Below are 12,580 nucleotides of genomic sequence, written 5' to 3'. Positions count from 1 at the left end.
GCCGCTTCACTGGGGGACGTCGAACACGAGCGAGCCCTTGATCGTCGACCAATGCGCCGCCTCGGCATCCCCGAGCTTGTCGGCTTTCACGTAACTCAAGGCAAGCATCTTGCGCGTACCCGGTAGCACTAGCGCCAGTTGATACTGGAACACCTTGTCATTGCCCTTGTTGAACTGGCTGCGCAGCTCAATGCCTTCGACCTCTTGCGCGGCGCCCAGGCGCACATCAACGCCCGGCTGATAACGCAGATCCTGTACCTGTTTTTCCAGGCGCTGGAGCTGGTCATTGAAGTTGCTGTGCAGGGTTTCACCCTCGGCGAGCAGGCTACGGCTGACGATCAGGGAGGTGCCCAATTCAGGGAACTTGAGGATATTGATCGTCGCGTCCTGCAACTCGCTGGCGGGCAGTTGAAACTGGAATTCGTTGATTCGATACGTCATGAGAACAGGTCTCGTCAGGAGCTTTTAGGCGCGGGGAACGCGGCTTTGATATTGGCGTCGATGGCGGCTTTCTGGCCCTGGCCATCGGGTGTGGCGCCGGGGCCGCCACCGTTGTTCAGGTGCAGCACGCCGCCGGTGTTGAACTCGGCGTCGCCGCTGGCATAGAAGCTGATCTGCACGCCGGTGAGGTTGATCTGTCCGCTGGCGTTCAACTCCAGGATGCTTTCGCCGCACACCAGCCGCAGGTTTTCGCCCACTTCGATGACGTAGCTCTGGCTGATGCTGTCAGTCTTGCGCTGGCCCACCGAGAGGATGTCTTCCTGCTTGACGATGCGCAGGCGGTTGTTGCCGATGGTCACCGTCTCGTTGTGGCCGATGCTCTTGTTGCGGTCATGCCCCACCGAATGGCTCTCATCCACCTCGACCACGATGTCCTGGTTGCGCTCGGCATGGATATATAACTGCTCCAACCCCTTCTTGTCCTCCATGCGGATTTCATTGAAGTTGGCCGGCGTGCCGCCCTTGCTCGAACGGCTTTTCATGCCGCTCTGGGTGGCGTTTTCCGGCAGGTCGTAAGGCACGGTCTGCTCGGCGTTGTACACCCGCCCGGTGATGATCGGTCGGTCGGGATCACCTTCCAGAAAGCTCACAATCACTTCCTGGCCGATCCGTGGAATCTGCATCGAACCCCAGTTCTTGCCGGCCCAGGATTGCGACACGCGAATCCAGCACGAGCTGTTCTCGTTGGATTGGTCGTGGCGGTCCCAGTAGAAGTGCACCTTCACGCGGCCGTATTGGTCAGTCCAGATTTCCTCGCCCTTGGGGCCGACCACCAGCGCGGTTTGCGGGCCTTTGACGATGGGCCGATGGGTGTTGGCCAGCGGACGGAAGCTTTGCTGGGCGTCGATGCAGGTAAGGCTGCTTTCGAACTGTGCCGAGCCCGAGCCGCCGCCGCTTTCCAGGCTTTCCTGGACGATGTAGTAGCGGCAACCGACGATCAGGTATTCGCGGTTCTGGTCCTGGCGGCTGAAGCCGGTGAGGCTGAACAAATGCCCCGAACCCAACCCCCGCGCATTGCCGCTGAACTCGATCTGTTCATGCAGGGTTTGCAGGGCTTCGATGCGGGTGCGCGCGTAATGTTCGCCGTCTTCGCTTTGCACGTAGGTGCCGGGGTAGTCGTACAGCGGGTAGTCGCCGGCGGTGTGCGGGCGCGGCATGGCCGAGCGCACGTCGATGCTGGCGCTGGGGCGCTGGAAGTCGTAGTCGTTGAGTTCCAGCGAACCGGGCTGCACCTCCTGCGCCAGGTGCCAGTTGTGCATGTGGTCGCGTTCGCGCTGCTGTTCGTCCTTGGGGTAATACGGGATCGACGCGTAGCCCGGCACCGTGGTGTGGGCGCCGTAGGCATCGGCCAGCACCAGCACATGGCGGTCTTGCTCGTGGCGGAAGAAGTAGTAGATGCCTTCCTGTTCCATCAAGCGGCTGACGAAATCGAAGCTGGTCTCGCGGTACTGCACGCAGTATTCCCACTCGCGGTACGGCCGGCTCAGGGCGTCTTCGAAATCGGAAAAGCCTAGGTCGCGAAACACCTGCTTGATGATCTGCGGGATGCTCAGGTTCTGGAAAATCCGGCAGTCGGAGGTACGGCTGAGCAGCCACAGCCACGGACGCAGGGTCACCTGGTAACTGGCGAACTGGCCCTGGTCGATGTTCTGGCTGCACCGCGCGACGATGCCGTGGAAGTGCCGTTCACCGCCGTCCGCCAGTTGCAGGCCCACGCTCATGGGTTTGCCGAGCAACTGGTTGAGGTCGATGTTGGCGTCCAGGGACGTCAGTTGCAGCTCGTAACTGAACAGCCTGCCCAGCTCTTCGCCGCCGCCCATTTCATTGAGCAGCAGCACATCCGGCCCGAGGGGGCTGGTGATCTTGGCCAGGCGTGAGGCTTGGTTGAATAGCATCGGTTAACCCGTAAATGACTTGATAACTGAAGAAACCGAATCAAGTGTGGGAGGGGGCTTGCCCCCGATAGCGGTGTATCAGGTTAGAAATTTCTGGCTGACCCGACGCCATCGGGGGCAAGCCCCCTCCCACAATTTTAATCACATTTCGACAGGTCAATCGCTGAAGTCGTAATGCAGCTCGTTATCCCGGCTGCTGATGCGCACACCCGCCAACGCCTTGCCCTCCAGCATGCGCGTGAGGAACTCACGGCTCATGTCCGGCAGAAGGCTGTTGGTGAGGATGGTATCGATCATGCGCCCGCCGCTTTCGGTTTCGGTGCAGCGCGAGACGATCAGGTCGACCACCGCGTCGTCGTAGTCGAAGGCCACTTTGTGAGTGTTCTCCACACGCTTCTTGATGCGGTTGAGCTGCAGGCGGGTGATCGCCTTGAGCATCTCGTCGCTCAGCGGGTAGTACGGAATGGTCACCAGGCGGCCGAGCAGGGCTGGCGGGAAGATCTCCAGCAGCGGCTGGCGCAGGGCCTTGGCGATTTCTTCCGGCTCAGGGATGTTCGCCGGGTCTTTGCAGACGTGGGAAATCAGCTCGGTGCCGGCGTTGGTGGTCAGCAGGATCAAGGTATTCTTGAAGTCGATCACCCGGCCTTCGCCGTCTTCCATCACGCCCTTGTCGAACACCTGGAAGAAGATCTCGTGCACGTCCGGGTGGGCTTTTTCCACTTCGTCCAGCAGCACCACGCTGTAGGGCTTGCGCCGCACCGCTTCGGTCAGCACGCCGCCTTCGCCGTAGCCGATGTAACCCGGTGGCGCGCCCTTGAGGGTCGACACCGTGTGCGCCTCTTGGAATTCGCTCATGTTGATGGTGATGACGTTCTGCTCGCCGCCGTACATGGCTTCGGCCAGGGCCAGGGCGGTTTCGGTCTTGCCCACCCCCGAGGTGCCGGCGAGCATGAACACACCAATCGGCTTGCTCGGGTTGTCGAGGCCGGCGCGGGAGGTCTGTATGCGCTTGGCGATCATCTGCAGGGCGTGGTCCTGGCCGATGATGCGTTTCTTCAGGTGTTGGTCGAGGTTGAGCACCGTCTCCAGCTCATTACGCGCCATGCGCCCCACCGGAATGCCGGTCCAGTCGGCGACCACCGAGGCCACGGCCTGGTAATCCACGGTGGGCAGGATCAGCGGGGTTTCGCCTTGCAGTTCGGTGAGGCGCTGTTGCAGGTCGACCAACTGAGCACGCAACTCATCGTTGCCGCTGTCCACAACGCCTGCTTTTTCGCGCAGCGTTGCACGGGTCGCCAGCAACTCATCGACCAGGGTTTTCTCTTCGGCCCAGCGGCTTTCCAAGGTCGCCAGACGCTCACGCTCAGTATTCAACAGCGCCTCGGTGTTGGTCTGGCGTGCACCAATCGCAATACCGATGGCATGCTCACGCGCAATGATCTGCAACTCGGTTTCCAACGCCTCGATACGACGACGGCTGTCGTCCACTTCCGCCGGCACCGCGTGCAGGCTGATGGCGACGCGGGCGCAGGCGGTGTCCAGCAGGCTCACGGATTTGTCCGGCAACTGGCGCGCCGGGATGTAGCGGTGGGACAGCTTCACCGACGCTTCCAGAGCTTCATCGAGGATCTGCACCTGGTGGTGTTTTTCCATGGTCGAGGCCACGCCGCGCATCATCAGCAGCGCCTTGTCTTCCGACGGTTCGGCGACCTGCACGACCTGGAAGCGGCGAGTAAGGGCCGGGTCTTTCTCGATGTGCTTCTTGTACTCGGCCCAGGTGGTGGCGGCCACGGTGCGCAAGGTGCCACGGGCCAGGGCCGGCTTGAGCAGGTTGGCGGCATCACCTGTTCCGGCGGCGCCACCGGCACCCACCAGGGTGTGGGCTTCGTCGATAAACAGGATGATCGGCTTGGGCGAGGCCTGGACGTCTTCGATAACCTGGCGCAGACGCTGTTCGAACTCGCCTTTCATGCTGGCGCCGGCTTGCAGCAGGCCCACATCGAGGCTGCGCAGTTCCACGTCTTTCAAGGCTGGCGGCACGTCGCCGGCGACAATGCGCAGGGCGAAGCCTTCGACCACGGCGGTCTTGCCCACGCCGGCTTCACCGGTGAGGATCGGGTTGTTCTGACGGCGGCGCATAAGGATGTCGACCAGTTGGCGGATCTCTTCATCGCGGCCAACAATCGGATCAAGCTTGCCGCTGCGCGCCTGTTCGGTCAGGTCGACAGTGAAGCGCTTGAGCGCTTCCTGCTTGCCCATCGCACTCGGCGCCATCGCGCCGCTGGCTTCGCCCGGCACGGCGCCGGCGTTGAAACCGTCGCTGGCGCTGAGCGCGTTTTCCGGCGAGTCGCCCACGTATTCATCAAAGCGTTCGCTCAGGGCCTCGGCCTTGATCTTGTCGAATTCGGCGGACAAACCCAGCAGCGCGTGACGCAGGCTCGGCGTTTTCAGGATGCCCAGCACCAGGTAACCGGTGCGCACCTGGCTTTCGCCGAACATCAGGCTGCCGTAGACCCAGCCGCGCTCGACGGCTTCTTCCACATGGGACGACAGGTCGGTGATCGACGTCGAGCCACGCGGCAGGCGGTCCAGCGCTTCGGTAAGGTCACGGGCCAGGCGTGCAGGCTCGACGTTGAACTGGCGGATGATGCGGTGCAGGTCCGAGTCCTGCAGTTGCAGCAACTGGTGAAACCAGTGGGCCAGTTCCACATACGGGTTGCCCCGCAGTTTGCAGAACACGGTGGCGGCTTCGATGGCCTTGTAGGCCACGCTGTTGAGTTTGCCGAACAGTGCGGCGCGACTGATTTCACCCATGCTCTGGATTCCTTGAGGTGGTGGCGTGGTCGGCGTAGTGCCGGGCCAGGATTAGGTCGTTGGCGTCATGCTCGGGTTTACCGAGCCAGGTGTTGAAGCCCAGGCGGAACTGGCCGTTGAGTTGCAGCGCCGGGACTTCGGGTTGTTGCAAAACCAGGTTCAGGTCCCAGTCCAGTTCATGGCCCAGGTACTCGGCCACCCACGCCACCAGTTCGTTGAATGGCTGGTGGCCGGGCAGCATGCCCATGTAGTCATCCAGCGTGAGCGGGCCCAGGCGGATGCGGAATTTGTGCTGGCGGTCCCACACGAAGCTGCCCAGGCAAAAGTCCACGCCCAGGCGGTTGGCGCTCACACTCACGCGGCTGCGTTCGGGCAGTTCCAGCCATTGGCCGACGTACTCTTCGATCTCTACCGGCAGGCCGAAATACTCGCTGAGAATCGCCTTCAGGCCGTCCGGGTAGCGGGTTTGCGCCGACAGGTGGCCGCTGTAGTGCAGCTTGGCGGTATCCGGGATCAGCCCCTGATTCAGCAGGCTCGGCATGCCCCGGCCGCTCAGCGCGGCGAGGCGTGCCGACCAGTAGTCATCCTCCGGGCGGTCGTGGCTGACCGTTGGCCGCGCCTCGGCCCAGGCCCGGTAGAACAGGCTGAGCAGGCGATGGTGGAACACATCCAGGAACTGCTTGCTGGTGCTGTCGGCATTGTTGCGCTGACGCTCGCGCACGTACTCGGTGATGTGCAGCGGCAACGGGCCGTTGGGGCCGCCAAGGCCGAAGAAGAACTGCTCCAGGCGCGCCGGCTTGCCGTCGCCGCCGGGGTCGACCGAGGCCAGCGTAGCCGGGGCGAAGGTGCAATCGGCCTGTTGCCCCAGGCGCAGCGGGTCATCCGCCAGGCGCAGGGAATGGCCCAGGCGCGGCAGCTCCGGCGATTCGCACTCGATACGCCGCAGCGCCTGGAAGAAATCGTATTCCCAGGGCTCCTGGTGCATCGCATCCAGGGTACTCACAGGGTCGGACGACGTCCGGGCTTGGCTTTCCATCGCATGATCTCGCCGCGTTCGGTGGTACGGATCACCGTCTCGGTAAAACTGTTGATCGACACGTAGCGTGCCAGGAAGCGTTCCAATACCGCACCGAGCAGGAACACGCCGGTGCCGCGAAACGCGTTTTCATCGAATTCCAGGGTGATCTCCAGGCCTCGGCCGAACACGATCGGGCCGGGCATCGGCAGGCGTCGAGTCACGGCTTTGCTACTGACGTCGCGCAGGCCTTCGATCTGCAATTGCAGCGCGGCGTCGTTGCTGTCGCCGTACAGGCGCAGCAGTTCGCGCAAGGCGCCGGCGCCCTGGCCCTGTTCGCTCAGGGACAAATAGTTGAGCGAGAGCTGGCTGATCAGGCGCCAGGCCTTGGCGTCATGCGCGTGGCTGGGGCGCGGGCGGCTCGGGCCTGCCACGCAGCGCACCGACAATACCGGCGCGCTGTCGGCCAGGGTGAAGTCGGTCTTGCCGTTGCCCACGCTCATGAACAACGGCAGATCGCGGTTGGTGCACAGCGCGGTCACGCCGAGCTGGCGCAGATCGTGGCGGTACGGCGACTGCCGGCTGTCCACCAGGCTGACAAAGGTTTCGCTGCCCACATAGGTGGAGCGCGGCCCGTTGCGGCGCTGGTCGCTGGACAGTACGCGCGGCTCGCGGCGCACGGTGTAATAGGCCTGGTCACGGCCATAACGCGACGGGTCGCGCACCGCGTAGAACGGCAAAAACGGTTGCTCCGGCCCGGTGCCGTGGCCGGTGATGCCGCTCAAGGAGTGAATCTCGAAATCCATCGGCCGCGTGCGGTCGGCGATCACATGGTGCTCGTTGACCCGGTCGGACAAGTGGATCCGGTCCACGCGCTTGGGAAACAGGTTGATTGCCGGGGTACAGAACGGCAGGAACTGCGCTGCCCCGACGCTGCCTTCAAGGCTCGGTTCGTGGCGGTCGAACAGCACAATCAGTTCCAGCTCCTGGCCGTCACAACGCTTGACCGCACGGCTCAGCTCGGCGAACTCGACGAACAGGAAGCGGTGGGGCAGGGCGAAGTATTCCTGCAGCAGGCGATAGCCCTGGAAGGCCCGCGCCACCACCGGCATGGCCGCGTCGGCGTCGTCGAAGCCTCGGGAGCGCAACGCGTCCTGGGGCAGGCGCTCGACCCAATCGCCACCCGGCTTGCGCGCAAACACCGCGCAGGCGTTGCCCAGCAGTTGCTCGTAGAGGCGGAAGGGTTGCTCGTCGGCGCCACTGAGGTACAGCGGCAGATTATCCAGGTCGAGGCTGTTGAACGGCAGCTCGGCACCGGTGCGCAGGGTCAGGCGCAGGCCGGCCTTGGCTTTCGGCTCGCTGGCGGCCAGGCGGCCCAACACAGCGGCGGGGTTGCCGAAGTACTCGGCGTTGCTCACCTGCAACGGCCACAACGTCACCGGGTGCGCGGTGCGGTACTCGCAGCAGGTCTGGGTTTCGCGGCCCAGCGCAGCGCGCAATACGGTGTCGCGAGGCAGCGGGAAACCACTGGCCAGCGAGCCTTCGTCCGGGTCGGTCTGCAACTGCACCACCGTCATCGACGGTGTCGGTGCCAGGTAGTGCGGGTAGGCGATTTCCAACAGGTTGTGGGTGAAGGTCGGGTACTCGGCGTCGAGCTTGAGCTGCACGCGGGCCGTGAGGTAGGCAAAGCCTTCGAGCAAGCGTTCGACGTACGGGTCGGCGCAGTCCATACCGGACAGGGTCAGCCGACTGGCGATCTTCGGGTATTCCTTGGCGAACTCCGCGGCGCTTTCGCGCACGTGGTGCAGTTCCTGGTTGTACAGCTCCAGCAGGCGCGGGTTCATGGGCGCCTCCGCTGGTCGGCATTGACCACGCGTACGTGGCCGGATTCCAGGTCGAGGTCGGTTTGCAGCAACAGGCGCAACGGCACCGGCTGGGCCCACAGGTCGCCTTCGATCTCGAAACTCAGGGCGTTGTGGTTCATCTCGCCATGGCCGACACGGGCTTTGACACGCAGGGTGTGGCGCAGAATGCGCGGCTCAAAGGTGGCGATGGCCTGGTAGATCAGGGCTTCCAGCGCCTTGATATCCACGCTGGAAACACTGTTGCCCGCCAGCGCCGGCAGGCCGTAATTGACCACCGAGGTGCCGGCCGGGGTGTGCAGCGTGGCATCGGCATCGAGCAACGACGTGGTGTTGAGCAGCCACGCCAGGTCACGCAGTACCGAGGCTTTCAATTGGGTCAGGGACAGCACGCGTTTGTCGGCGCTTTCCTTGGGGTTGGTTGGATCGTCGTCCGTCAGCCGGTCCAACAGGGACGGTTGCAGACGGTCGCGGGAAGCGATTTCAGTGATCACCAAAGCAGCTCCACGGACGGGTTGCGAGAGGGACAGAGGACGTATGGCCGTGGCGCGATGCCACGGCCATAAAGGCTATCAGCGCTTGGTGTTGGAACGGATGTTCCAGCCAAACTTGATCGCGCCGCCGTCTTTGGTGCCGTCGGCTTTCTGCGGCTGGTAGTCGACCATCACTTGGGCGAAGTTCAGGGTCACGTTCTCGGTCAAGCGGTCATCGGTGCCCGAACCGCCGGTGCTCAGCGAGGTGACCAGCACTTCCTCCAGGTTGATCACCATGTACTCGACCTGGCTTTCGCCACCGGCCTTGCGCACGGTCAGCTTGACCTTGTCGATGTGCTTGCCGCTGGCGCAGTGCATCATCAGGTTCGGCGAAGCCTTGTCGACGTATTTGGTCAGCGACAGGTCCTGGATATTCACCTTGCCCGCGCCGCCACCGCCGCCCACGTGCATGTTGCCGGACTGGGCCATGCCCCAGCTCCAGTTCAGCACGTCGATTTCGTCCTTGTGGGCCTTGTCCATGGACTCGCCCTTGATGTCGCCGATCTTGATGAAAATATCAACAGCCATGTTTTCTCCCTGTGTGGCGTGGGCCACTGAATTTGATTAACTCCAAATGGGCAGTGCTTTTGTGTGGGAGGGGGCTTGCCCCCGATGCAGGCACCTCGGTGTGTCAGTTACACCCCGGTGATGCCATCGGGGGCAAGCCCCCTCCCACAGAAGAGCTAGCTCATCGGTGGTTTAGGCGCTTTTCGCCGAAGGCAGCTTCGATACCAGGCGCAGCGACACCGTCAGCCCTTCGAGCTGGTAGTGCGGACGCAGGTAGAACTTGGAGTTGTAGTACCCCGGGTTGCCTTCGACTTCTTCCACGATCACTTCGGCGGCAGCCAATGGGTGCTGGGCCTTGGTGGTTTCGGTGGAGTGCGCCGGGTCACCGTCCACGTAGTTGAGGATCCAGTCCTGCAACCAGCGCTGCATCTCGTCCTTCTCTTTGAAGGAACCGATCTTGTCGCGCACGATGCACTTCAAGTAGTGAGCGAAACGGCAGGTGGCGAACAGGTACGGCAGGCGCGCGGCCAGGTTGGCGTTGGCGGTGGCGTCCGGGTCATCGTATTCGGCCGGTTTCTGCAACGACTGCGCGCCAATGAACGCGGCGAAGTCGGTATTTTTCTTGTGCAGCAGCGGCATGAAACCGTTCTTCGCCAGCTCCGCCTCACGACGGTCGCTGATGGCGATTTCGGTCGGGCACTTCATGTCCACGCCACCGTCATCGGTCGGGAACGTGTGGGCCGGCAGGTTTTCCACTTCGCCGCCAGACTCGATGCCACGGATGCGCGAGCACCAGCCGTAGTGCTTGAACGAGCGGTTGATGTTCACCGCCATCGCGTACGCGGCGTTGGCCCAGGTGTACTTGGAACTGTCGGCACCGTCGGTGTTTTCTTCGAAGGCGAAGGCCTCCACCGGGTCGGTCTTGGCACCGTACGGCAGGCGCGCCAGGAAGCGCGGCATGGTCAGGCCGATGTAGCGCGAGTCTTCCGATTCACGCAGCGAACGCCAGCCGGCGTATTCCGGGGTGGTGAAGATCTTGGTCAGGTCGCGCGGGTTCGACAGCTCTTGCCACGAGCCCATGCCCATCACGGTCGGCGAAGCGGCAGCGATGAACGGGGAGTGCATGGCGGCGCAGACTTTCGACAGTTCGCCCAGCAGTTCCACGTCGGGTGGCGACTGGTCGAAGTAGTAGTCGCCCACCAGGCAGCCGTAGGGTTCGCCGCCGAACTGGCCGTATTCTTCTTCGTACATCTTCTTGAAGATCGGGCTCTGGTCCCATGCGGTGCCCTTGAATTTCTTCAGGGTCTTGTGCAGGTCCGGCTTGGAGATGTTGAGCACGCGGATCTTGAGCTGCTCATCGCTCTCGGTGTTGTTGACCAGGTAGTGCAGGCCACGCCAGGCGCTTTCCAGCTGTTGGAAATCCGGGTGGTGGATGATCTGGTTGACCTGGGCGGTCAGCTTGGCGTCGATGGCAGCGATGATCGATTCGATCGACTTGATCGCGTCATTGGACACCAGGTCGGTTTGCGCCAGGGCCTGTTCGGCCAGGGTGCGCACGGCAGTTTCCACGGCTTCGCGGGCGCGCTCGGTCTTGGGCTTGAACTCTTGCAGCAGCAGGTTGGCGAACTCGCTGGCTTCCTCGGTCTGGGTGCCCAGGATCTGGGAGCCTTCGCGGGCGGTATTGTCAGTCATGATTACTGGTCCCCTGCAGGCTTAGGCGCGCTGGCAAGTGCTTGCAGCAGTGCCGGGTCCTTGATCGCCTTCATGATGATTTCTTCAGCGCCAGTCTTGCCGTCCATGTAGGTCAGCAGGTTGGCCAGCTGGGTGCGGGCTTCGAGCAGTTGGTTCAGCGAGTCGACCTTGCGGGCCACGGCGGCCGGGCTGAAGTCGTCCATGCTTTCGAAGGTGATGTCCAGGCTCAGGTTGCCTTCGCCGGTCAGCTCGTTGGGGACGTGGAAGGCCACGCGCGGCTGCATGGCCTTGAGGCGCGAGTCGAAGTTGTCGACGTCCACTTCAAGGAACTTGCGGTCGGCCACCGGCGCCAACGGCTCGGCAGGCTTGCCGGCGAGGTCGGCCATCACACCCATTACGAAGGGCAGCTGGACTTTTTTCTCGGCGCCGTAGAGCTCGACGTCGTACTCGATCTGCACTCGAGGCGCACGGTTGCGCGCGATGAATTTCTGAGAACTTTGCTTCGCCACGTTGCTGCTCCTGGTCGCTTGAGCGACGGTGTTGTTACTGCACAGTCGGATGGCTTACTCGCCGTCCGGCCCGCGCAGGTTTTCAAATTGGGACATGCCGTCGGGAATCAGATTGCGCACGATGGCCGCAAAGTCGGCATGCACCAGATTCTTTGCCCGGTTCAACAGTACCGGCAGCGGGCTCGAAGGCTCGTGCCGGGTGTAGTACGCAAGGATCTTGTCGAGGCTGCGCAGCACATCGTCGCGGCTGGCGATATCGCCAACGGGACGCGGTGCTGCGAGGGCGGCGGCGAAGTCGGCCGAGGGGGCATTGTCGTCACTGACAGCCTCGGGTTCGCTGCTGCCGGCGGCGCCGGGCACCGCTTGGTTGAGTATCTGCAACGCCTGCTTGAGCGGTTGCTTCAAGGCACTGAGGTCCACGCCCTGGGCGGAACCGACCTGATCGTTGACCTGTTGTTCGATGGCTTCGCACGCCGCACGCGCCGCGATCAGCGCGTCGCGGGTGGCCTGTATCTGCTCGGGGTCGCTGTCGAGGAACGCCGCGTTGAGCTGCTGCGCGCCGAGTTGTTCATCGGGGAAGCTCAACAGGCCACTGGCGTTGAGCGCGGCGCGCAGGCTCACGGGGCCGAAGGTGCGCGAGCGCGTGAGGATGCTTTCGCGCAGCAGGCGGATATTGGTGTCGCAGGTCAGGCCGGTGAGGGCGTTGATGCGTACGGTGGGGTCGTTAGCGTCGTCGGCGTCCAGGCGCGGGTGCAGGTCGGACCAGTAATCACGCAGCAACGCATCGATCAGCGTCAGCGCTTCGGCCAGGCCGGCCACGCCTTGGAGGGCGAGGGCGCTTTGCAGCAGGAAATGGGTGATGCGCAGGTCTTTGCTGCGCGCGAGCAAGTCGAGGCTTTGCTGCTGGATGCTGCGCCATTCCGGCGGTTCAGCGGGCAGGATCGAGTCGCCCATGCTGCGCTCGGGTTGGCCCTTGGCATCACGCTCCAATTGCAGAAATTGCGCGTCATATTCCATGTCTTCGCCACAGGGCGAAGTCGCGGAAACGGCGGTGAGCAGCAACGGCACATCCACTGAATTTGATCTCCCTATCAGCCCGTTAGATGGCGGGCAATTCATGCATTAGTTGCGCAAGGAACTTTGCATGTTTTCTTGGTCATATAAGCAAGACGCCACTAATGTGCCATCACTGGTATTCAAGAAGTTGTGCATTTTTGGTGTAGTACTTATGCCTTGTCAAGGTAAGCTATTC

General features: G+C 62.9%; 10 protein-coding genes. All 10 read right to left on the bottom strand.

Annotated features, from left to right (window positions below; translation table 11 throughout):
• Positions 1-6: 6 nt before the first annotated feature.
• The 10 genes from M2497_RS00345 to tssA all read right to left on the bottom strand — a co-directional run bounded on the left by M2497_RS00345 (position 7) and on the right by tssA (position 12,402).
• On the bottom strand, positions 7-441 hold the full coding sequence (locus tag M2497_RS00345) for a DcrB-related protein (RefSeq protein WP_071488101.1): 435 nt from the start codon (positions 439-441) through the stop codon (positions 7-9).
• Positions 442-455: 14 nt separating this feature from the next.
• A complete protein-coding gene (locus tag M2497_RS00340; RefSeq protein WP_248485377.1) occupies positions 456-2,396 on the bottom strand; it encodes a type VI secretion system Vgr family protein in 1,941 nt (646 codons plus the stop codon).
• 156 nt (positions 2,397-2,552) lie between these two features.
• Entirely contained in the window at positions 2,553-5,210 is a 2,658-nt protein-coding gene (gene tssH, locus M2497_RS00335; RefSeq protein ID WP_248485376.1) for a type VI secretion system ATPase TssH, read from the bottom strand.
• A complete protein-coding gene (gene tssG / locus M2497_RS00330) occupies positions 5,203-6,246 on the bottom strand; it encodes a type VI secretion system baseplate subunit TssG (RefSeq protein ID WP_248485375.1) in 1,044 nt (347 codons plus the stop codon). The genes tssH and tssG overlap by 8 nt, the downstream gene beginning before the upstream one ends.
• Positions 6,210-8,069: a type VI secretion system baseplate subunit TssF gene (gene tssF, locus M2497_RS00325; RefSeq protein ID WP_248485374.1), complete on the bottom strand. Its 1,860-nt coding sequence runs from the start codon at positions 8,067-8,069 to the stop codon at positions 6,210-6,212. Before tssF ends, tssG begins: the two co-directional genes overlap by 37 nt.
• A complete protein-coding gene (tssE, locus tag M2497_RS00320) occupies positions 8,066-8,581 on the bottom strand; it encodes a type VI secretion system baseplate subunit TssE (RefSeq protein ID WP_058424463.1) in 516 nt (171 codons plus the stop codon). Before tssE ends, tssF begins: the two co-directional genes overlap by 4 nt.
• Positions 8,582-8,659: 78 nt before the next feature.
• Positions 8,660-9,148: a type VI secretion system tube protein Hcp gene (locus M2497_RS00315; RefSeq protein WP_005792512.1), complete on the bottom strand. Its 489-nt coding sequence runs from the start codon at positions 9,146-9,148 to the stop codon at positions 8,660-8,662.
• A 171-nt stretch (positions 9,149-9,319) separates the two neighbouring features.
• On the bottom strand, positions 9,320-10,819 hold the full coding sequence (gene tssC, locus M2497_RS00310; RefSeq protein ID WP_058424268.1) for a type VI secretion system contractile sheath large subunit: 1,500 nt from the start codon (positions 10,817-10,819) through the stop codon (positions 9,320-9,322).
• Positions 10,820-10,821: 2 nt separating this feature from the next.
• The gene (gene tssB, locus M2497_RS00305) at positions 10,822-11,328 is read right to left on the bottom strand and encodes a type VI secretion system contractile sheath small subunit (protein ID WP_010207547.1); all 507 of its coding nucleotides are present in this window, start codon (positions 11,326-11,328) and stop codon (positions 10,822-10,824) included.
• Between the two features lie 54 nt (positions 11,329-11,382).
• On the bottom strand, positions 11,383-12,402 hold the full coding sequence (tssA, locus tag M2497_RS00300) for a type VI secretion system protein TssA (protein WP_248485372.1): 1,020 nt from the start codon (positions 12,400-12,402) through the stop codon (positions 11,383-11,385).
• Between the last annotated feature and the right edge of the window lie 178 nt (positions 12,403-12,580).

This window comes from Pseudomonas sp. CYM-20-01, assembly GCF_023169845.1.
GTDB lineage: Bacteria > Pseudomonadota > Gammaproteobacteria > Pseudomonadales > Pseudomonadaceae > Aquipseudomonas > Aquipseudomonas azotoformans.
Note: the sequence above shows the minus strand (reverse complement) of the source record. Positions and strands in the feature narration are given on the sequence as shown.

Coding starts and splice junctions, on each gene's coding strand:
- M2497_RS00345 (WP_071488101.1), bottom strand. CDS start 441: ATGACGTATCGAATCAACGAATTCCAGTTTCAACTGCCCGCCAGCGAG.
- M2497_RS00340 (WP_248485377.1), bottom strand. CDS start 2,396: ATGCTATTCAACCAAGCCTCACGCCTGGCCAAGATCACCAGCCCCCTC.
- tssH (WP_248485376.1), bottom strand. CDS start 5,210: ATGGGTGAAATCAGTCGCGCCGCACTGTTCGGCAAACTCAACAGCGTG.
- tssG (WP_248485375.1), bottom strand. CDS start 6,246: ATGGAAAGCCAAGCCCGGACGTCGTCCGACCCTGTGAGTACCCTGGAT.
- tssF (WP_248485374.1), bottom strand. CDS start 8,069: ATGAACCCGCGCCTGCTGGAGCTGTACAACCAGGAACTGCACCACGTG.
- M2497_RS00315 (WP_005792512.1), bottom strand. CDS start 9,148: ATGGCTGTTGATATTTTCATCAAGATCGGCGACATCAAGGGCGAGTCC.
- tssC (WP_058424268.1), bottom strand. CDS start 10,819: ATGACTGACAATACCGCCCGCGAAGGCTCCCAGATCCTGGGCACCCAG.